Below are 17,566 nucleotides of genomic sequence, written 5' to 3'. Positions count from 1 at the left end.
ACGGCCACCAGCAGCGACATCGCCGATAATTTGATGGTCATCCAGGTGCCTTGCATCAGCAACGGACCGAAGCCCTGGAGGCTGAAGGCGGAGAGCCCCAGATTTTGCAGGAGGTTTTCGAACATAAATCAGCAACCTGATCGGATGAAAAAAGCGCCCATCGCGAGATGGGCGCCGGGCATTACTTGCCGCTGTACAGATTCAGATCGCCAAAGTGTTTCTTCTGAATGGTGGCGTAGGTGCCATCATCGTGTAACGCTTTGATACCTTTGTCCAAAAGTGCTTTCAGCTCGGTGTTACCTTTCTTAATACCGATAGCCGTTTTAGCAGGCAGCAGTTCGCTGTCGACTGGCTTGCTGACTTCGTAGCCCTCGCCTTTTGGCGACTTCAGGAAGCCCAGTTCGGCTTGCAGCATGTCCTGGATCGCGGCGTCGAGACGGCCGGAAGTCAGGTCGGAATACACCTGGTCCTGGTTCTGATAGGCCTGGGTTTTTACCCCAGCCTTGTCCAGAACGGCTTTGGCGTAGGCTTCCTGGATGGTGCCTTGCTCGTAGCCGACGGTCTTGCCCTTGAGCGAAGCGACGTCTTCAGTCAGGCCAGAGCCTTTCTTGAACACGTAGGCGGTTGGACCGGAAAACAGCTCGCTGGAGAAGTCGATGACTTTTTCACGGGCCGGGGTGACGGTCATCGAAGAGATCACACCGTCGAATTTATTGGCCTTGAGGCCAGGAATCATCCCGTCGAAATCGCTTTCGACCCATTTGCACTTGACCTTCAGCTCGGCGCAGATTGCGTTGCCCAGATCGATGTCGAAGCCCACCAGGTTGCCGTCAGCCGCTTTCGACTCGAACGGTGCGTAGGAAGGGTCAACACCAAAACGCAGTTCCTTGTATTCCTTTGCCATGGCGGAGCCAGCGGCCATGCACAACGCCAGTGCAGAGAGGGTCAGCAATGCTTTTTTCATTATTTATTCCCTAAAACCAATATGAGCGCTTGTGGCGCAGAATTATTGTTACTGGTAAGCGTAAGACCTAATGAAAGTAGCAATTTCCGAACCAGAGTGCCGAACAAGCGTTTAACAGGCATTCAGGAAATCGCCGGGATGGGATTAGTGCACGAAAACGGGCGGCGTGGAAGACCTGCACTCTTTTGGTTCTTCGGCAGGCGAATTACTGGAGCAAATCCTGCAGTGTTCCCAAGTGATCCGCCTCATCGACGGACTTGTCCTGACGCCAGCGCAGCATCCGCGGAAACCGCACGGCGATCCCGCTTTTGTGCCGCTTGGACAGCGCAATCCCTTCGAAGCCCAGCTCAAACACCAGGCTCGGTTTGACGCTGATCACCGGGCCGAATTTTTCCACGGTGGTTTTACGCACGATGCTGTCGACCTGGCGCATTTCTGCATCGGTCAGCCCTGAGTAGGCCTTGGCAAAGGGCACCAACGTGCGCTCGCTGGCGTCGGGTGGGCCGTCCCAGACCGCGAAGGTGTAGTCGCTGAAAAGACTTGCCCGGCGGCCATGACCGCGTTGCGCATATATCAGCACGGCGTCGACACTGAACGGGTCTACCTTCCATTTCCACCAGACGCCCACATCCTTGGTTCGGCCCACGCCGTAGAGCGCGTCTTGAGCCTTGAGCATCATCCCTTCGACGCCGAGCCGGCGAGAATCTTCGCGCTGGCGGGCGAGGTCGAACCAGTCTTCGCCGGTCAACAGTGGCGACGCCAGCAGCGCCGGATGATTGCAACGGGCAATGACTTGCTCCAGTTGCGCCCGCCGCTGCGCCTGCGGTTGATTGCGCCAGTCTTCGCCGGCCCATTCCAGCAAGTCGTACGCGAGGATGACCACCGGAATGTCGCCAAGCATTTTCTTGCTCAGGGTTTTGCGCCCGATGCGCTGTTGCAGCAGGGCGAAAGGTTGCACGGCGGGGGCGGTCGGCGATTGCGGGTCGAAGGCGTCGGCGGTGTTGGGTTGATCAGCTTTCCAGACCACGATTTCACCGTCGATCACCGTGCCGTCGGGCAAGACGTGGTTCAGGTTGGCCAGCTCGGGAAACCGCTCGGTCACCAACTCTTCACCCCGTGACCAGACCCACAACTTTGCGTCGCGCTTGACCACTTGGGCGCGGATGCCATCCCACTTCCATTCCACTTGCCATTGGCTGGCAGGGCCGAGCAATGCGTCGAATTGTTCGACTGGTTGGGACAGTGCGTGGGCGAGAAAAAACGGATAGGGCTGGCCGCCTCGCTGGGCATGTTCATCGGCCGATTCGGCGGCGATCAGTTTCAGGTAACTGGCGGCGCTCGGGCGATTGGACAGGTCGGTATAGCCCACCAGGCGTTGCGCCACGCGTTTGCTGTCGAGATGGGCCATGGTGGCGAGCGCCCGGGTGACCAACAGTTTGGAGACGCCAACACGAAAGCTGCCGGTGATGAGCTTGATACAGAGCATCAAGCTGGTGCGGTCCAGTTGCGACCAGAGTTCGGGCAGTTGCCGGGCGAGCACCTCGGGGGATTCGCCGCGCAAAGGCAGCAGCTTTTTTTCGACCCACACGGCCAGGCCATCGCTGGACACGTGAGGAGCCTCAGGCAGGATCAGCGAGATGGTTTCGGCCAGATCGCCCACGGCCTGATAACTCTCTTCGAACAACCACGTCGACAGGCCCGATTGCTCAATCGCCAGATCATGCAGAAGCCGCGCCGGCACCAATTGCCGGGGCCGTCCTCCGGACAGGAAATACACCGCCCATGCAGCATCTTCAGGGGCGGCCTGGGCAAAGTAGCGTTGCATCGCCAACAGTTTGGCATTGCTTGAAGTCGTCGCATCGAGCTCGGCATACAACTGGGCAAACGCTCTCATGACGTCGCCTCGGTGGGCTCGTGCTCGACGGCTACAGGTTCTTCTTCATCGTCACCGTATTCGGTATCGAAAGCCTGGGCGTCGAGGCCTTGCTCGCGCAGGTGACGCACCAGCACGGCGACCGAACCGTGGGTGACCATCACCCGTTGCGCACCACTCTGTTCGATGGCCCAGAGCAGGCCAGGCCAGTCCGCGTGATCGGAGAGCACGAAGCCGCGATCCACACCGCGGCGCCGGCGAGTACCGCGCAGGCGCATCCAGCCGCTGGCGAAGCCATCGCTGAAGTCGCCGAAGCGGCGCATCCAGGTGCTGCCACCGGCGGAGGGAGGGGCAATGACCAGGGCTTTGCGCATCAGCGGGTCGTTTTTTTGCACATCGCCGGCATAGATCGTCGCAGGCAGGTGAACACCCGCTTCGCGGTAAACCCGGTTCAGCGGTTCGACCGCGCCATGGACAAGGATCGGGCCGAGTCCGGCATCGATGCCGTGGAGAATGCGCTGGGCTTTGCCGAACGCGTAGCACAGCAGCACGCTGGTTTTGTCCTGGGCCGCGTTGGCCTGCCACCATTGATTGATTTCGGCGAAGACCTGCGCCTGGGGTTGCCAGCGGTAAATTGGCAGGCCGAAGGTCGATTCGGTGATAAAGGTATGGCAGCGCACCGGTTCGAACGGTGCACAAGTGCCGTCGGGCTCGATTTTGTAATCGCCGGAAGCGACCCAGACTTCGCCGCGGTATTGCAGGCGAACCTGCGCCGAGCCCAGAACATGCCCAGCCGGATGAAAACTCAGGGTGACGCCGTGATGCAACAAGCGCTCGCCGTAGGCCAGCGTCTGCAGGTTGATGTCTTGCCCCAGCCGCGCTCGCAGAATGCCTTCACCCGGCGCCGCTGCCAGGTAATGCTGGTTGCCGGTGCGCGCATGGTCGCCATGGGCGTGGGTAATGACTGATCGCTCGACCGGTCGCCAGGGATCGATATAGAAATCGCCAGCGGGGCAGTACAAGCCTTCGGGACGCGCGATAACAAGATCCACGATGCTACCCAAGTGGGGGGACTTGTTAGCTATGAGGCTGGCGCGCAGCGAGAAGTTCTATCGGGGTTTGATAGGTGCGCTTTACACGAGGTACAGCTCATTCCTTGTAGGAGCACAGCTTGCTCGCGATAGCGGAATGTCAGTCACCGATAATGTTGAATGTGCCGGCGTCATCGCGGGTAAGCCATGCTCCTACAGGCTTTGAAGTGGCCGCGGTTCAAGTATTTGGCACAAATCCCCTGTAGGCGCCAGCCTGCTGGCGATGAATCCAAGAACGCCGCGGGGCATCAGGTGCCCCGCGTTATCATTGACGTCCATCGCGACGGTGCGACGATTCGACAGGCTCGCTCCTCCAGGGGGGGCGTTACTTGCCCGGTGTCAGGGTCAAGCGCTTGCTGCCATAAACCCTGTCATAGTTCTGCGACTGCATCGGCAGGGTCTGATACTGCCCTTTGAGCCACGGATCGATGCTGTTGAGGTAGTTCGGGCTGGCCGGGTTGCCGGATTGGCCGCTGGCGATCTGGCCCATCAACGGTTCGGTCTGGCCGAAATCGACGATAAAGCGCATGGCCGGTGCCAGCGTGGTGTTGAAGTCCTGGCCCCAGGCGAAAGCGGCGGTGTTGAGCGTGGTGTGATCGCCACCGGCCGGCACGGGGCCGCGCACGGTCTGGCCACTGACGTTCTTCCATTCGTAGCGGTGCAGTTTGCCCCACTGCCAGGCTTTGTGATCGCCGCCCAACTGACTGTCGCCGGCCGTGATTGCTGCGGCGAGACTGCGGGCGAGAATCGCGGGTTTATCTTCTTTCTGCGCGCTGCGCGCGTCATCCCAGAATGGACTGTCTTCGCGGCCCAGCAAATGATCGGCCTGTGCTGCGTAGGACAACTTGCCGTTGGCGACGAAGGCTTTCCAGGCCGGGCTGCTGTCCGGTCCCAACTCATCGAGGAAAATCTGTTTCATGCTTTCCTGCAAAAACAGTTCGTAGATCGCTGCATCGGCGGACGTCGGGGCCAGTTTGCCGTCGAATGCCATCAAGCGGGTCAATGCTTCGCGTGCCTTGCCGCGATCGGCCACCGGCAGGGCTTCGATGGCTTGTTTGAGTGGCTGGGCCATGCCCGGCGCTTCGAACATTTTCTTCAGTTTGGCGGCGAACGTGGTGGTCTGGTCATACTGCATGGCAATCAGGCTGCGAGTGTCATGTTTGCCCACACCGGCCAGTTCTGCCAAACGCTCGCCACGCTCCGGTGCCGACCAGGAATTGGACAGTTGCATGCCGTAGCCATGGGGAATGACCCGCTGGTTGGCCGTGCCGAGCCAGCCTTGCGCCGGGTCCTGGTCGTAAGGGTGCAGCATCGGGTCGGCGTAGCCGTCCCAATCGTAGCGATCTTCCCAGCCCGGCGAGGGCAACAGGCCTTCGCCTTCGCGGCGGTTAGGGTAACGGCCGGTGACTTGCCAGCCTATGTTGCTGGCATCGGCAAACACCAGGTTCAAGGCAATGGCGCGAATTTCGCGGCTGGCATCGGACGCCTTCTCGACGTTCTGCGCGCGGGACAGGTCAAAAAACGCGTCCAGGGATTTGTCGTCGGAGAAGTTCGGTGTCTGCAGGGCCAGGCCGAAGCCGTTGCCTTGCGCCAGGCCTTGGGCGCTGTTGAGTAGCGGGCCGTGGCGGGTTTCGTACACGGTTTCGCGAATCGGCCGCTGGCCTTTGACGAAGTAGGTTTCGTTGCGCGCGGTCGCCGGCTGCCACTTGCCATTGGTTTCGTAGGCAAGGCCGTTGCCCTGGCGGCGGATTTTTTCCAGGAACAGGTCCTGGTTGTCACCCATGACGGTGGTCGTGCTCCACGCCACTTTGCCGTTGAAACCGCCCAGCACCATCGGCAAACCGGCGATGGTCACACCGGAGGCCTGATATTTCGGCGCGCGAATCTGTACGTAGCTGTAGAGCGACGGCACACCCATCGGGCCATGGCTGTCGCTGGCCAGCAGGCTTTTGCCGCTGCGGCTGCGTTGCGGCGCTATCGCCCAATTGTTCGAGGAAATGGCGCCCAGCAGATTCAACTCAGACAGTTGGCGGGTGGCCTTACTGATTTCAGTCAGCCCCGGTACCTGCCCGTTAAGCTTGATGCCATGCAGCTTCTCGCTTTCAGCCAAGGGCAGCTTTTCGTCGGGAGCGGACGGCGTCAACCACGGCAGTTTGTCGGTGGTGACGGTTTGCGCGAGTACCAGCGCAGAAATTTCTTCCGGCAGGTTGGCCGACTGGCTGAAGTTCAGCAGACAGAAAATCAGCGCTGAATCTTCCGGTTTCCAGTACTCAGGCTTGTAGCCGCTGGCGACCAGATCCGCCGGCAGTTTGTCGCGATAGCGGAACAGGTAGGCGTTGACCCCGCGGGCATAGACTTCAAAGAAGCGTTTGAGCCGCAGCGAAGACGCTTTGTACAACTCCCCGGCGCTTTTCTTCAGGTTGACCGCGCGCATGTAGCGGTCGGCGTCCAGCAAATCCGCGCCGTGCATTTCCGCCAGACGGCCCTGGGCCAGCAAGCGCAGGGTGACCATTTGTGTGATGCGGTCGCTGGCGTGCACATAGCCGAGGGCGAACAGTGCGTCGTGGAACGTGCTGCTTTCGATCAACGGCATGCCCATCGCGTTGCGGCGCACCGAGACATTCTGCGCCAGCCCCTTGAGTGGCTGCACGCCGGAGGTCGGCGGGAGGGTGTCCTGGGCATTGAAGCTCTGACACCCTGTCAGGCTCAAAACCCCCGTGACTGCTGCGGCAACGCCGAACCGGGGTAGAAAATGTGTGAGGGCTGGCGAGGCCATGGCAAAGCTCCTGCGGGGGTAGCGTCAGTAAAGCCGCTACGTTAGTGAGCGGGAGGAGGGCGCGCAAGCGGGGTACAAGGTTATTTCAGGATTTGTCTGATAAGTTCAGCGACCAATGGTCCGGGAGGTGTGTCGACATGGAATTAAAGGCAAATGCAGGATTGATCATCATCGATCAACAGAAGGGCATTCTGCACCCCAGGCTGGGTCGCCGGAACAATCCCCAGGCCGAGGACCGCATGCTGGAACTGTTGGCGCATTGGCGGCGCAGCGAACGGCCGGTGATTCACGTCCAGCACTTGTCCCGATCAGAGGACTCGGTGTTCTGGCCGCTGCAATCGGGCGTGGAGATTCAGCAACGATTTCAGCCACTGCCGGGTGAGCAACTGATTCAGAAGCAGGTGCCGGACGCATTTTGTTCAACGGTGCTGGAGAGACTGTTGCGCGAGGCGGGGATCGCACAGTTGATCATCGTCGGCGTGGCGACCCACAACTCGGTGGAGTCCACGGCGCGCACGGCGGGCAACCTGGGGTTCGAGGCGTGGGTGGTGGAGGATGCGTGCTTTACCTTCGACAAGGCCGATTTTTTCGGTAACCCCCGTTCAGCCGAAGAGGTGCACGGTATGTCGCTGGGGAATCTGCATGGTGAGTACGCGACCGTGGTCAGTACCGAACACATTTTGAAGGCGGGTGAACATCTGTAGGAGCAAGGCTTGCCCGCGATGAACGATGATGCAAAGAGTATGAAGTACCGAGGCGCGGCAATCGCGGGCAAGCCTTGCTCCTACAGGTCTCGAAACACTGTGAGAGTGGGCCTGCTCGCGAAACCGGCCTACCAGACGAGGCAGGTTTTCACCTGAAGCCTCAAGCTCCGTGGCACTTCTTGAATTTCTTGCCGTTGCCGCATGGGCAAGGGTCGTTGCGGCCAACGTCTTTCAAGGCATTGCGCACCGGTTCCTGGTGGGCGTGGCCGCAATTCGGGCCGTGTACATGACCATGGTCGTGATCATGATGGTCATGATCGTGGTTGCAGTCAGGGCCGTGGACATGGGGTTGCTGGGTCATCGGGGTTACTCCGGAATTAGATCGGCGGGGATTATCACGCCATTGCGCTCCAGGTGCACGTAGTGGGCGATGAATAAACCGGTTTCCATTTCACCTTCGAGGCGATAGGGAATGCCTTGCTCGGAGTTTTTCAACTGTTTGACCAGGTCTCTGACCTTGGGCCACAGGTTGGTGCGGATCGGCACTTTGTAAAAACGGCTGGCCTTGGGGCCGATGCTGATCCAGTGTTCATGCTCGCCATCGACCAGCAGGATGTCGCCCAAATGAATGCGGTATTCCATACCGCGTACGGTCAGCTCGTTTTCGCTACGGTTATCAATGCGAAAGTGCAACACGAAGCGTTGCTCCAGCAGTTTGGCGCGCACCACTTCCACCCGGGTCAGGTGCACTTCGGGGTCTGGCTCATCGCTGGCGAACCAGGACGCACAGCCGCCGAGCCCCAGACAAAGGGCAAGCATGAGCAGACATTGTGCGAATCGCCGGGTGATCATGGTCGTTCTTCTCCCTTGAACCCCAGTCTAGTCGTTAAAGGATCGCAGCCTTCGGCCACTCCTGCAGTGTGCAGGCAATCCCGTGCAGGAGCTGGCGAAGGCTGCGATTTTTTGCGGTCAACTCACGCGCCGAAATAGCCCGAGCAGCATTTCTTGAACTTCTGCCCGCTGGCGCAAGGGCATGGATCGTTGCGACCGATGTCCAGTGGTACGGTGGGATCGATGAAGTACCAATGTCCAGCGTTCTGGACGAATGACGAGCGTTCACGATGACTGTGCTCGCCACTGCCGTCGTGCCAGCGCGCGGTAAAGGTCACGAACGCATGTTCCGGCTGGCCGCCGAGCACTTCGGAGCTTTCCACCTCAAGGCCCAGCCAGGTGCTTTGGGCACTCCAGTCGCTGATCGATTGCCGGTCGAGTCCTGATTGCTGGGCGGGCAGGGTGGTCGTCACCAGATAGTCGATCAGGCCCAGCACATAGGCGCTATAGCGCGAGCGCATCAGGGCTTCGGCGCAAGGGGCCGGGTGACCGGCATGGTAAGGACCGCAGCAGGCGTCGAGCAGGGTGCCGCTACCGCAAGGGCAAATGGATGTACTCATTGCGTTACCACCAATATTTCCCGAAGTTTTCCGGATTGGCCCAAAAGCGCGAATTGAGCCAGTCCGGGACTTGTTTGTAGTCAAGCAGATCATAGGTGAAGAGGGTCAGCACCTGTTCGTCGCGCTGAAAGCGTTCGCTGGCTTGCAGGGCCAGGGAAAAAAAGTCCGTCTCCTGCCAGCCGCTGGCCGGTAAGTCGGCGAGGACGGCGATGCGGCTGGCGTTGAGATTGCGGATGCCGCCGAGCAAATTCAGGCCATCGCGCTTGGGCAAGTGTTCGAGGCAATCGACCACCAGCGCCAGGTCAAACCGGCGCGCCGCCAGTTCGGCCGGCAATGCTCCCGGCGCAGCATGCGCCACGCAGCTGTCGGGGTGGGCGAGCTTGAAGGCTTCAAGCGCCGGGAATTCGCTGGCGCCGATCAGCAGCAGGCGTGCAGGGGCGTAACGATCCAGCAAAGCGGCCAACGCCTGTTGTGGCGTGCGCGAAGAAATAGCTGCAATCATCGAAGTTCCTCAGTCAGGTCTGCCAAGACTAGCCTGCCCGCAAGTTCGAGCCTAGAGCGGCTTTCCCTGAAAAGAGATGATCTGCCGTGAACAGGGGACAAAACTGCAATGGCCTATTGCTGGCGGAGATTAAAACTCCGGTCTTTACTCCCTGAATCGGTTCTAAGCCGATCCTTCAGGAGAAAACTAGATGAGCATAGTTCGGACAGCATTACCCCTGGTTCTGCTAACCAGTGTGTTGACTGGTTGCGCAGGTTTGCAGAAAACCGACTGGCCGACCTGTGCGGCGGTCGGTGGTGTCGTAGGTGCGGGTCTCGGCGCGACCGAGAGCTCGTCGTGGGCAGGTTGGGGCGCGCTGGTTGTCGGTGGTACGGCGGCCGCTTATTGCTGGGTTCACGGTGACGGCGACGAAGACGGCGATGGTGTTCCGGACAGTCGCGACAAGTGCCCGGGCACACCTAGAGGCGTTCAGGTCGATGCCGATGGTTGCCCACCACCAGCACCTGCTCCAGTGGTTGAAGAAGTTGTAGTGGTCAAGGAAGAAACCATTGTCATTCGTGATGTCCACTTCCAGTTCGATAAAGCAACGCTCACGACGTCCGACAAACTGGTACTCGACAAGATTGCCACTCGTTTGAAAGCGGAAGCCCCTACTGCCCGATTGACCGTAACCGGTCATACCGACAGCGTGGGCAGCGATTCCTACAACCAGAAACTGTCGGATAAACGCGCTCATTCGGTGGTTGAGTACCTCATCCAGCAAGGCGTGCCGCGCAGCAACTTTGTGTCTGTTACCGGTGCCGGTGAGAGCCAGCCGGTAGCCGAAAACAAAACTGCCGACGGTCGTGCACAAAACCGTCGTACGGAAATTAAAATCGAGCGCTAAGCCCCTCGGATCCCCGGCTTGTGCAGTCGCGGATGCGGGTCTTTACTCCTGTGTAACCGGCATCGGCCGGTGACACAGGAGCTTTGGAAATGAGCAATCTCACACGGACCGTCTTGCCGGTTCTGCTGCTGGGCAGCCTGTTGACCGGTTGCGCTACTCACAGTGATGGCACTGCCCCCCTCAATCAACGTACCTGGCCGATCTGCAGCGTCATTGGCGGACTGGTCGGTGGAGGCCTGGGCGCTATCGAAAGTGGCGGTTGGGCGGCGGGTGGAGCGGCGCTCGGTATATTGACCGGTGGTTTGATCTGTTACGCCCAGGACGGTGACGAAGACGACGACGGTGTGTTCGACCGCCGCGATCGCTGCCCCGACACACCGGCCAACACGCCTGTGGAACATCATGGTTGCCCGCTGCCGCAATACCCGGCCAGCGTGAAACCTGCAGAACCTGCTGCGCCTGAAGTCATCACGTTGAGCAACGACGTGTTCTTCGGTTTCAATCAATCCGACCTGACCCCGACCGCGCAAAGCGAGCTCGATGCGATCATGAGCAAATTGCTGGACGCCGATGTGGTGAGCATCAAGGTGATCGGCCATACCGACAGCGTTGGCTCGGACAGCTACAACCAGGCCCTTTCGGAGCGCCGCGCCAGCAGCGTGGCGGAATATCTGCTGAGCCAGGGTGTGGCACCCAACAAACTCACCAGCGAGGGCAAGGGCGAAAGCCAGCCGGTGGCCGATAACGAAACCGAGGAAGGCCGCGCGAAAAATCGTCGCGTGGAACTGCACATCAATCGCTGAACCGCGAGTTAGAGCTGTCGAACGCAGATTTCCTGCGTTTCGACGGCCATTCGGCGATCTTCATCAAGAATTTTCGCTTGCCCTCTGGCTTATCCCGCGTGGAAGCCGTTACTGTGCGCTCAAAGAATAATTCCCATCGAGGGGCGTATGAAGGTGATTTGGGGGCTGGGGAAGCTGTTGACCCTGCTGTTCTGGCTGGTGGTGCTGGTCAACCTGTTCACGCCATTTGTCTATCCGCTGCATCTGCTGGTCAATCTGGCCGGCGGTATTCTGGCGATCCTTCATCTACTGGAAGCGCTGTTGTGCTACCGCAGCCTCAGAGGCCGCGCGCACCCTTGGCGTGATCGACTGAAGATTGTCATTTTCGGCGTTTTCCACCTGCAAACCATTCCCGCTCCCTCCGCATCCAAGGCTTCCCATGCGTAAATTCTGTCTGCTCGCCGTACTCATCAGTCCACTGGCCTGCGCTCAGGTGGTGAGCGTCGAAACCAACTCGCTGATGCGTCTGCCCAACACCGCCAGCACCTTGCAACTGGAACGTCTGGAGGTCGCCGATTACGGCACGTTACTGATTCCGTCGAACGTGACTGAAGTCACCGTCGGCGAGCTGCATCTGGGACGTGATGCGCGGATCGCGATTGTACCCAGCGAGCAGGCGCTGGAATTGAAAGTCAGCCGTGCTCAATTGTCCGAGGGCAGCCAGATCACCGCTCGCGGCGCGCCGGGCACTTTTCAGAAGGCCGCGCGCTCCGGGCGCAACCTGAATCTGCAAATCAAGACGCTCAATGCCCCGCAACTGATCGTCGACGCGCGCGGTGGTGCGGGGGCTCCGGGGTTTGTCGGTCTCGACGGGGCCAACGGGCAAGCCCCGGGCTGTACCTGGGGCCAGGCCGGACGCGGTGCCGATGGCAGCAATGGCAGTGACGGCCAGCCAGGCGCACCGGGGGCATTGGTCAAACTGGTGGTGCCGCGTGATTACCCGGCAGAACAGATCAAGGTTCAAGTGGCCGGCGGTGCGGGTGGCCTGGCCGGACCCGGTGGAAAACCTGGCGCCGGAGGCAAGGCCAAGGGCTGCCTGATCTATAAAGCCGATGGCGGCAAGAGCGGCAAACCAGGTGCCGATGGGCAACCGGGACCTGCCGGGGCGGCAGGCTCGGTGGTCGTGCAGCGGTTGTAAGCATTGATCGTTCCCACGCTCTGCGTGGGAACGATCATGGTCGAGCGGCAGCAACAACTACCACGACCAACCCGACAATCAAGTTGATCCCCACCAGGCGGCGGATCCTTCCCAGTACCGCAGCCCCCGCCGGCCAGTCCTGCGCCAGCACAGCCGCGCGCAACTCCGGCAGCATCAACGCCTGAATCCTGATGAACAATGCCGTCATCACCACAAACAACCCCATCATCACCTGCACATAGCGCGGCGCGTGTTCAAAACCGCTGAAATTCAGATTCAGCATGACCACGCCACTGACTGGCAACAGCACGACCGCCCCCCAGACCCAGCGGAAAAAACCTTGAAACACTTCAATCCACAGCTTCAAGCGGGCAGGACCCTCAAGCGCTGTCATCGCCGCGGGACGCAAGACCATCCAGGCGAAAAACATGCCGCCCACCCACACCAGTGCGGCGAGGACATGCAGGCTATAAACAAGGCTAAAAGGTGTCATTCGGGTACTCCGTTCTGCGCGGGATTCATTAGCGGGGTATGATAGCGGCCGAATCAAACTACTGAAAATTTATCCAGCGTTTTTTGCGCCCGACAATTCATGATCAGCACTGAACTCAAAACCACGATCCAGGGCGCCTACTCGCGTTTTCTCGAAGCCAAGAGCCTCAAGCCGCGCTACGGCCAACGCCTGATGATCGCCGAAGTTGCCAAAGTCCTCGGTGATATCGACACCGACGACGAAGGCCGGCGCAGTGGCGACCCCGCGATTGTCGCGGTGGAAGCCGGCACCGGTACTGGCAAGACCGTGGCCTACAGCCTGGCGGCGATCCCCACCGCCAAGGCCGCTGGCAAGCGCCTGGTGATCGCCACGGCCACCGTCGCCCTGCAGGAGCAGATCGTCTACAAGGATCTGCCCGACCTGATGCGCAACAGCGGGCTGAATTTCAGCTTCGCCCTGGCCAAGGGGCGCGGGCGCTACATGTGCCTGTCCAAGCTCGACATGTTGCTCCAGGAAGGCCACGCGCAAACCGCCACGGCGCAGTTGTTCGAAGAAGAAGGTTTCAAGATCGAGGTCGATGAGGCCAGCCAGAAGCTGTTCACCAGCATGATCGAGAAACTCGCCGGCAATAAGTGGGACGGCGACCGCGACAGCTGGTCCACCGCGCTCGAAGACGCCGATTGGGCACGCTTGACCACCGATCACAGCCAATGCACCAACCGTCATTGCCCGAACTTCGGCCAGTGCGCCTTCTACAAGGCCCGCGAAGGCATGGGCAAGGTAGACGTGATCGTCACCAACCACGACATGGTGCTGGCTGACCTGGCGTTGGGCGGCGGCGCTGTGCTGCCGGACCCGCGCGACACCATCTACGTGTTCGACGAAGGCCACCACCTGCCAGACAAGGCCATCGGCCACTTCGCCCACTACACGCGCCTGCGCTCCACCGCCGACTGGCTGGAAACCACGGCAAAGAACCTGACCAAACTGCTGGCGCAACACCCGTTGCCCGGGGATCTGGGCAAGTTGATCGAGCAGGTGCCGGAGCTGGCTCGGGAGATCAAGACCCAGCAACAATTCATGTTCACCGCCTGCGAACAGGCCGCCGATTTCAAGCCCGGCGAAGATGTCGAAGGTCGCGAACGCCCGCGTCATCGCTTCGTCGGCGGAGTGATTCCCGAGCACATGCGTGAGATGGGCATCGAGTTGAAGAAAGGCTTTGCCCGCCTGACCGACCTGTTCACGCGCCTCACCGAACTGCTCAAGGAAGGTATGGACGGCGAGGTCAACATCGGCATCGCCAGCAACCAGGCCGAAGAGTGGTATCCGCTGTTCGGCAGCCTGTTGTCCCGCGCTTCCGGCAACTGGGAATTGTGGACCGCGTTCACCGCCGAAGACCCGGAAGACAGTCCGCCGATGGCGCGCTGGCTGACCCTGGCCGAAAGCGGTTCGCTGTTCGACATCGAGGTCAACGCCAGCCCGATCCTCGCGGCGGAAATGCTCCGACGCAACCTGTGGAACGTAGCCCATGGCTGCTTGGTCACTTCGGCGACCCTGACGGCCCTCGGCACCTTCGACCGCTTCCGCATGCGCGCCGGCCTGCCGAAAAAAGCGGTCACCGCCGTGGTACCGAGCCCGTTTCATCATGCCGATGCCGGTGTGTTGCGAGTGCCGAACCTGAACGCCGACCCACGTGATGCGGCGGCGCACACCGCGGCGATCATCCGCGATCTGCCGGACCTGGTCGAAGGTTCGCGCGGTACATTGGTGCTGTTCTCCTCGCGCAAGCAGATGCAGGACGTGTTCGACGGCCTCGATCGCGACTGGCGCAAGCAGGTGTTCATTCAAGGCAACCTGTCGAAACAGGAAACCCTGAACAAGCACAAGGCGAGGGTCGATGGCGGTGATTCCAGCGTGTTGTTCGGCCTGGCAAGCTTTGCCGAAGGGGTCGACCTGCCGGGTGCCTATTGCGAGCACGTGGTCATCGCCAAAATTCCGTTCTCGGTGCCGGATGACCCTGTCGAAGCGGCACTGGCGGAATGGATCGAAGCCCGTGGCGGCAATCCGTTCATGGAAATCTCCGTGCCGGATGCCTCGCTGAAACTGGTCCAGGCCTGCGGGCGCTTGCTGCGCACCGAAGAAGACCGCGGCACCATCACTTTGCTCGACCGGCGTCTGGTGACCCAGCGCTATGGCAAAGCGATCCTCAATGCGTTGCCGCCTTTCCGGCGTGAAATTTCCTGAAACACCGGTGGGCAGTTTTGCCCGCCGCGTTGTCTATCTTTCAGCCATCGCTTTTCCATTGGCCCATTGAAGGTCTTAGGGAGAATTTCGTTCTCATGATTCGCCGTTCGTTGCCTGCCGTTTTTGCCCTGTTGTTCGCATCGCCCTTGCTGGCGGCTCCCGCCGGACAACAGACGCTGTTCAACTTTGTACGCCCCGCCGACGTGGTCCAGGTGGCGACTCAGGACGCCAGCCTGCCGCAATCCAACGCCGAGCAAACCCCCGAGGGCGAAGTGCTGCGCCGGGTGACATTCAACCCGGTGGCCAGGCCAACCCTGCGCCTAAGCCCGCAAACCGGCGCCTGGGACTGGTCGCAATCGGGCGTGATGAGCCTGCGAATCCAGAGTGCGATGAACTGGGCCGTGACCCTGTACGTGACTATTCAGAGCAACGATGGCAAGACACTGGTCAGCCGTGTCGATTTGCCGGCCGGTCCGGCGCAAACCCTGCTGGTGCCGCTGCAGCCGACGTCGCCGCTGAATCAGGGCATGAAAGCCGGCCCGCCAATGCCGATGTCCGTCGACGGTCAGCGCATCCTGTTGGCCAGCAGCGTCGGCGAGCTGGATCGCCGCCAGGTGGTGTCGGTCACTGTGTCGATGGATCAACCGCAAGTCGCCCAGAGCATCTTGCTCGAGCGCTTTGGCGTACAGGATGGCGAGTCCGTTACCCAAGCGGTGTATGGCGGCCTGGTGGACGCTTATGGTCAATCGACCCGGGCCAAATGGCCGGAGAAGGTCGCTGGCGATGAACAACTGAAAAGCGCCGCGGCCAAGGAACAACAACAGCTGAAAACCTGGTTGGCCGAGCGCGAGAAGGCTTCGCTGGACAAGTTCGGCGGCTGGAACAAAGGCCCTGCGTTCAAGGCCAGCGGTTTTTTTCGTACCGAGAAGCGTGATGGTCGCTGGTATCTGGTGACCCCTGAAGGGCACCCGTTTTATTCGTTGGGAGTCAACTCGGTCGCTGCGGACGTCAGCCAGACGTATGTCGCCGGTCGCGAGTGGATGTTCGAATCCCTGCCCAAGCCTGAGGAGCCTTTGGCCAGCCATTTCGGCGAAGGGGATAACCGCGGCGGCAATGGTGTCGACCAGGGACGAGGCTACAACTCCGGTCGCTGGTACGATTTTTACGGCGCCAACTTGCAGCGTTTGTACGGCGACCCTTGCGCGCTGGGCAGCGACACCAAGGCCGGTGTTGCGGCAGCCGCCAAGGCAGACGCGGTAGAAGCAACGGCAGAAAAAGCCGTCGAGCCAGCCGTAGCGCCTTCAAGTGCTGGATCCGGTATTGCCGAAGCGGCCAAAACTGATGCCGTCGACGCGACCGCCGCTAAAACAGCCGAGCTGGCACCCGCCGAACCCTGCAAAGTGGCATTCGACGAAAAACGCTGGACCGGCCATACCCTCGACCGTCTGCAAGCCTGGGGCTTCAACACCGTAGGCAACTGGAGCGCGCCATCACTGGCCAACGCGGACCGCGTGCCATACACCTTACCGCTGTCGATCGTCGGTGATTACGCCAGCATCAGTACCGGTAGCGACTGGTGGGGCGGCATGCCTGACCCGTTCGATCCACGCTTCGCCATGGCCACCGAACGCGCCGTAGCGATTGCCACCCGTGATCATCGCGACGATCCATGGCTGATCGGTTACTACGCCGACAACGAACTGGCCTGGGCCGGTCCCGGCGACGACCCGAAAGCCCGATATGCCTTGGCTTACGGCACCTTGAAAATGACCACTGACGTGCCGGCCAAGCGTGCGTTTCTCAAGCAACTGCGCGACAAGTACCGCAATCAGGCCGGATTGTCGAAAGCCTGGGGCATTGATCTGCCAGCCTGGGAGCTGATGGAAGACCCTGGGTTCGTGCCACCGCTGCCGAGCGCCGAGCACCCGGAAATCGAGGCCGATTTCAAATACTTCCAGAAAGTCTTCGCCGATACCTACTTCAAGACCATTTCCGACTCGCTCAAGTGGCACGCGCCGAACCAGCTGTTGCTCGGTGGTCGATTTGCCATCACCACCCCGGAAGCCGTTGAGTCCTGTGCCCAGTATTGCGACGTCCTGAGCTTCAACATGTACACCTTGCAACCGCAGGACGGTTACGACTTCACCAAACTGCGCAGCCTCGACAAACCGGTGTTAATCACTGAATTCAACTTCGGCTCGACTGATCGCGGCCCATTCTGGGGCGGCGTGACGCAATTGGCGAAGGAAGACGATCGCGGCCCGGCCTATGCGAACTTCCTCAAAAAGGCTCTGAACGAACCGTCTATCGTTGGGGTGCACTGGTTCCAATACCTCGATCAACCCGTGACCGGGCGTCTGCTGGATGGCGAAAATGGCCATTTTGGTCTGGTAGGGATCACTGATCTGCCATTCCAGGGTTTTGTCGATAGCGTGCGCAAAAGCAATCTGGCGGCGGTCGATCAGCTGGCCAAGGAGGCCGAGAAAGCCGCAGCCGAGGCGGACAAGGTCAGTCATGATGCCGAGGGCGGAAGAGAGGCCAACGCCGGCAAAGGCCCGGGGAAGGGCGCCGGTGGGCATTCCGGCAAGGGGCATTGAGTCCA

Annotated in this window: 16 protein-coding genes and 1 pseudogene; 7 read left to right on the top strand and 10 right to left on the bottom strand. The window is 60.4% G+C overall.

The annotated features are described in order from the left end of the window. The 5 genes and pseudogenes from D8V06_RS03425 to D8V06_RS03405 form a co-directional block, all read right to left on the bottom strand. A pseudogene (locus D8V06_RS03425) lies at positions 1-125 on the bottom strand (amino acid ABC transporter permease); the annotation flags it as partial. A 56-nt stretch (positions 126-181) separates the two neighbouring features. Further along, complete coding sequence (locus D8V06_RS03420) at positions 182-964, bottom strand: transporter substrate-binding domain-containing protein (protein ID WP_056856142.1); 783 nt, start codon at positions 962-964, stop codon at positions 182-184. A gap of 205 nt (positions 965-1,169) precedes the next feature. Beyond that, a complete protein-coding gene (locus D8V06_RS03415) occupies positions 1,170-2,858 on the bottom strand; it encodes an ATP-dependent DNA ligase (RefSeq protein ID WP_130930439.1) in 1,689 nt (562 codons plus the stop codon). Then, on the bottom strand, positions 2,855-3,889 hold the full coding sequence (locus D8V06_RS03410; RefSeq protein ID WP_130930438.1) for a ligase-associated DNA damage response exonuclease: 1,035 nt from the start codon (positions 3,887-3,889) through the stop codon (positions 2,855-2,857). Before D8V06_RS03410 ends, D8V06_RS03415 begins: the two co-directional genes overlap by 4 nt. 364 nt (positions 3,890-4,253) lie before the next feature. Then, positions 4,254-6,704: a penicillin acylase family protein gene (locus D8V06_RS03405; protein ID WP_130930437.1), complete on the bottom strand. Its 2,451-nt coding sequence runs from the start codon at positions 6,702-6,704 to the stop codon at positions 4,254-4,256. Between the two features lie 137 nt (positions 6,705-6,841). Here D8V06_RS03405 and D8V06_RS03400 point away from each other — a divergent pair, with 137 nt between their 5' ends. Further along, the gene (locus D8V06_RS03400; RefSeq protein WP_130930436.1) at positions 6,842-7,408 is read left to right on the top strand and encodes a cysteine hydrolase family protein; all 567 of its coding nucleotides are present in this window, start codon (positions 6,842-6,844) and stop codon (positions 7,406-7,408) included. Between the two features lie 160 nt (positions 7,409-7,568). Here the strand turns inward: D8V06_RS03400 and D8V06_RS03395 are convergent, their stop codons facing one another. From D8V06_RS03395 to D8V06_RS03380, 4 genes are all read right to left on the bottom strand, one after another. Continuing rightward, positions 7,569-7,769 (bottom strand): SEC-C metal-binding domain-containing protein, encoded by a 201-nt coding sequence (locus D8V06_RS03395; protein WP_034146774.1) that lies wholly within the window; start codon positions 7,767-7,769, stop codon positions 7,569-7,571. 5 nt (positions 7,770-7,774) lie between these two features. Beyond that, positions 7,775-8,260, bottom strand: coding sequence for an LEA type 2 family protein (locus D8V06_RS03390; RefSeq protein WP_130904376.1), 486 nt, complete (start codon positions 8,258-8,260; stop codon positions 7,775-7,777). A gap of 122 nt (positions 8,261-8,382) precedes the next feature. Beyond that, positions 8,383-8,859 carry a YchJ family protein gene (locus tag D8V06_RS03385; protein ID WP_130906835.1) on the bottom strand — a complete coding sequence of 159 codons (477 nt, stop codon included), beginning with the start codon at positions 8,857-8,859 and terminating at the stop codon, positions 8,383-8,385. A 4-nt stretch (positions 8,860-8,863) separates the two neighbouring features. Further along, positions 8,864-9,361 carry a DUF6231 family protein gene (locus D8V06_RS03380; protein ID WP_056856134.1) on the bottom strand — a complete coding sequence of 166 codons (498 nt, stop codon included), beginning with the start codon at positions 9,359-9,361 and terminating at the stop codon, positions 8,864-8,866. A 190-nt stretch (positions 9,362-9,551) separates the two neighbouring features. Between D8V06_RS03380 and D8V06_RS03375 the strand changes: the two genes are divergently transcribed. The 4 genes from D8V06_RS03375 to D8V06_RS03360 all read left to right on the top strand — a co-directional run bounded on the left by D8V06_RS03375 (position 9,552) and on the right by D8V06_RS03360 (position 12,227). Then, positions 9,552-10,247, top strand: a complete 696-nt coding sequence (locus D8V06_RS03375; RefSeq protein ID WP_056856133.1) for an OmpA family protein — start codon at positions 9,552-9,554, stop codon at positions 10,245-10,247. A gap of 89 nt (positions 10,248-10,336) precedes the next feature. Beyond that, positions 10,337-11,050, top strand: coding sequence for an OmpA family protein (locus D8V06_RS03370; protein ID WP_130930435.1), 714 nt, complete (start codon positions 10,337-10,339; stop codon positions 11,048-11,050). A gap of 147 nt (positions 11,051-11,197) precedes the next feature. Further along, entirely contained in the window at positions 11,198-11,476 is a 279-nt protein-coding gene (locus D8V06_RS03365; RefSeq protein WP_056856131.1) for a DUF1145 domain-containing protein, read from the top strand. After that, positions 11,469-12,227, top strand: a complete 759-nt coding sequence (locus tag D8V06_RS03360) for a collagen-like protein (RefSeq protein ID WP_056856130.1) — start codon at positions 11,469-11,471, stop codon at positions 12,225-12,227. The genes D8V06_RS03365 and D8V06_RS03360 overlap by 8 nt, the downstream gene beginning before the upstream one ends. Before the next feature lie 34 nt (positions 12,228-12,261). Here the strand turns inward: D8V06_RS03360 and D8V06_RS03355 are convergent, their stop codons facing one another. Next, entirely contained in the window at positions 12,262-12,720 is a 459-nt protein-coding gene (locus D8V06_RS03355; RefSeq protein ID WP_130906834.1) for a CopD family protein, read from the bottom strand. Between the two features lie 99 nt (positions 12,721-12,819). Between D8V06_RS03355 and dinG the strand changes: the two genes are divergently transcribed. Then, positions 12,820-14,964: an ATP-dependent DNA helicase DinG gene (gene dinG, locus D8V06_RS03350; RefSeq protein ID WP_130930434.1), complete on the top strand. Its 2,145-nt coding sequence runs from the start codon at positions 12,820-12,822 to the stop codon at positions 14,962-14,964. A gap of 95 nt (positions 14,965-15,059) precedes the next feature. Further along, positions 15,060-17,561 (top strand): beta-galactosidase, encoded by a 2,502-nt coding sequence (locus D8V06_RS03345; RefSeq protein ID WP_130906833.1) that lies wholly within the window; start codon positions 15,060-15,062, stop codon positions 17,559-17,561. Positions 17,562-17,566 lie beyond the last annotated feature (5 nt).

It is taken from the genome of Pseudomonas sp. Sample_24 (assembly GCF_004307605.1).
In the GTDB taxonomy this organism is placed as follows: Bacteria; Pseudomonadota; Gammaproteobacteria; order Pseudomonadales; family Pseudomonadaceae; genus Aquipseudomonas.
Note: the sequence above shows the minus strand (reverse complement) of the source record. Positions and strands in the feature narration are given on the sequence as shown.

What these genes read in the sequence shown, in the direction of transcription:
- D8V06_RS03365 (WP_056856131.1), top strand. Translation starts at nt 11,198, where the DNA reads ATGAAGGTGATTTGGGGGCTGGGGAAGCTGTTGACCCTGCTGTTCTGG.
- D8V06_RS03355 (WP_130906834.1), bottom strand. Translation starts at nt 12,720, where the DNA reads ATGACACCTTTTAGCCTTGTTTATAGCCTGCATGTCCTCGCCGCACTG.
- D8V06_RS03420 (WP_056856142.1), bottom strand. Translation starts at nt 964, where the DNA reads ATGAAAAAAGCATTGCTGACCCTCTCTGCACTGGCGTTGTGCATGGCC.
- D8V06_RS03405 (WP_130930437.1), bottom strand. Translation starts at nt 6,704, where the DNA reads ATGGCCTCGCCAGCCCTCACACATTTTCTACCCCGGTTCGGCGTTGCC.
- D8V06_RS03380 (WP_056856134.1), bottom strand. Translation starts at nt 9,361, where the DNA reads ATGATTGCAGCTATTTCTTCGCGCACGCCACAACAGGCGTTGGCCGCT.
- D8V06_RS03395 (WP_034146774.1), bottom strand. Translation starts at nt 7,769, where the DNA reads ATGACCCAGCAACCCCATGTCCACGGCCCTGACTGCAACCACGATCAT.
- D8V06_RS03390 (WP_130904376.1), bottom strand. Translation starts at nt 8,260, where the DNA reads ATGATCACCCGGCGATTCGCACAATGTCTGCTCATGCTTGCCCTTTGT.
- D8V06_RS03360 (WP_056856130.1), top strand. Translation starts at nt 11,469, where the DNA reads ATGCGTAAATTCTGTCTGCTCGCCGTACTCATCAGTCCACTGGCCTGC.
- D8V06_RS03385 (WP_130906835.1), bottom strand. Translation starts at nt 8,859, where the DNA reads ATGAGTACATCCATTTGCCCTTGCGGTAGCGGCACCCTGCTCGACGCC.
- dinG (WP_130930434.1), top strand. Translation starts at nt 12,820, where the DNA reads ATGATCAGCACTGAACTCAAAACCACGATCCAGGGCGCCTACTCGCGT.
- D8V06_RS03415 (WP_130930439.1), bottom strand. Translation starts at nt 2,858, where the DNA reads ATGAGAGCGTTTGCCCAGTTGTATGCCGAGCTCGATGCGACGACTTCA.
- D8V06_RS03370 (WP_130930435.1), top strand. Translation starts at nt 10,337, where the DNA reads ATGAGCAATCTCACACGGACCGTCTTGCCGGTTCTGCTGCTGGGCAGC.
- D8V06_RS03345 (WP_130906833.1), top strand. Translation starts at nt 15,060, where the DNA reads ATGATTCGCCGTTCGTTGCCTGCCGTTTTTGCCCTGTTGTTCGCATCG.
- D8V06_RS03375 (WP_056856133.1), top strand. Translation starts at nt 9,552, where the DNA reads ATGAGCATAGTTCGGACAGCATTACCCCTGGTTCTGCTAACCAGTGTG.
- D8V06_RS03400 (WP_130930436.1), top strand. Translation starts at nt 6,842, where the DNA reads ATGGAATTAAAGGCAAATGCAGGATTGATCATCATCGATCAACAGAAG.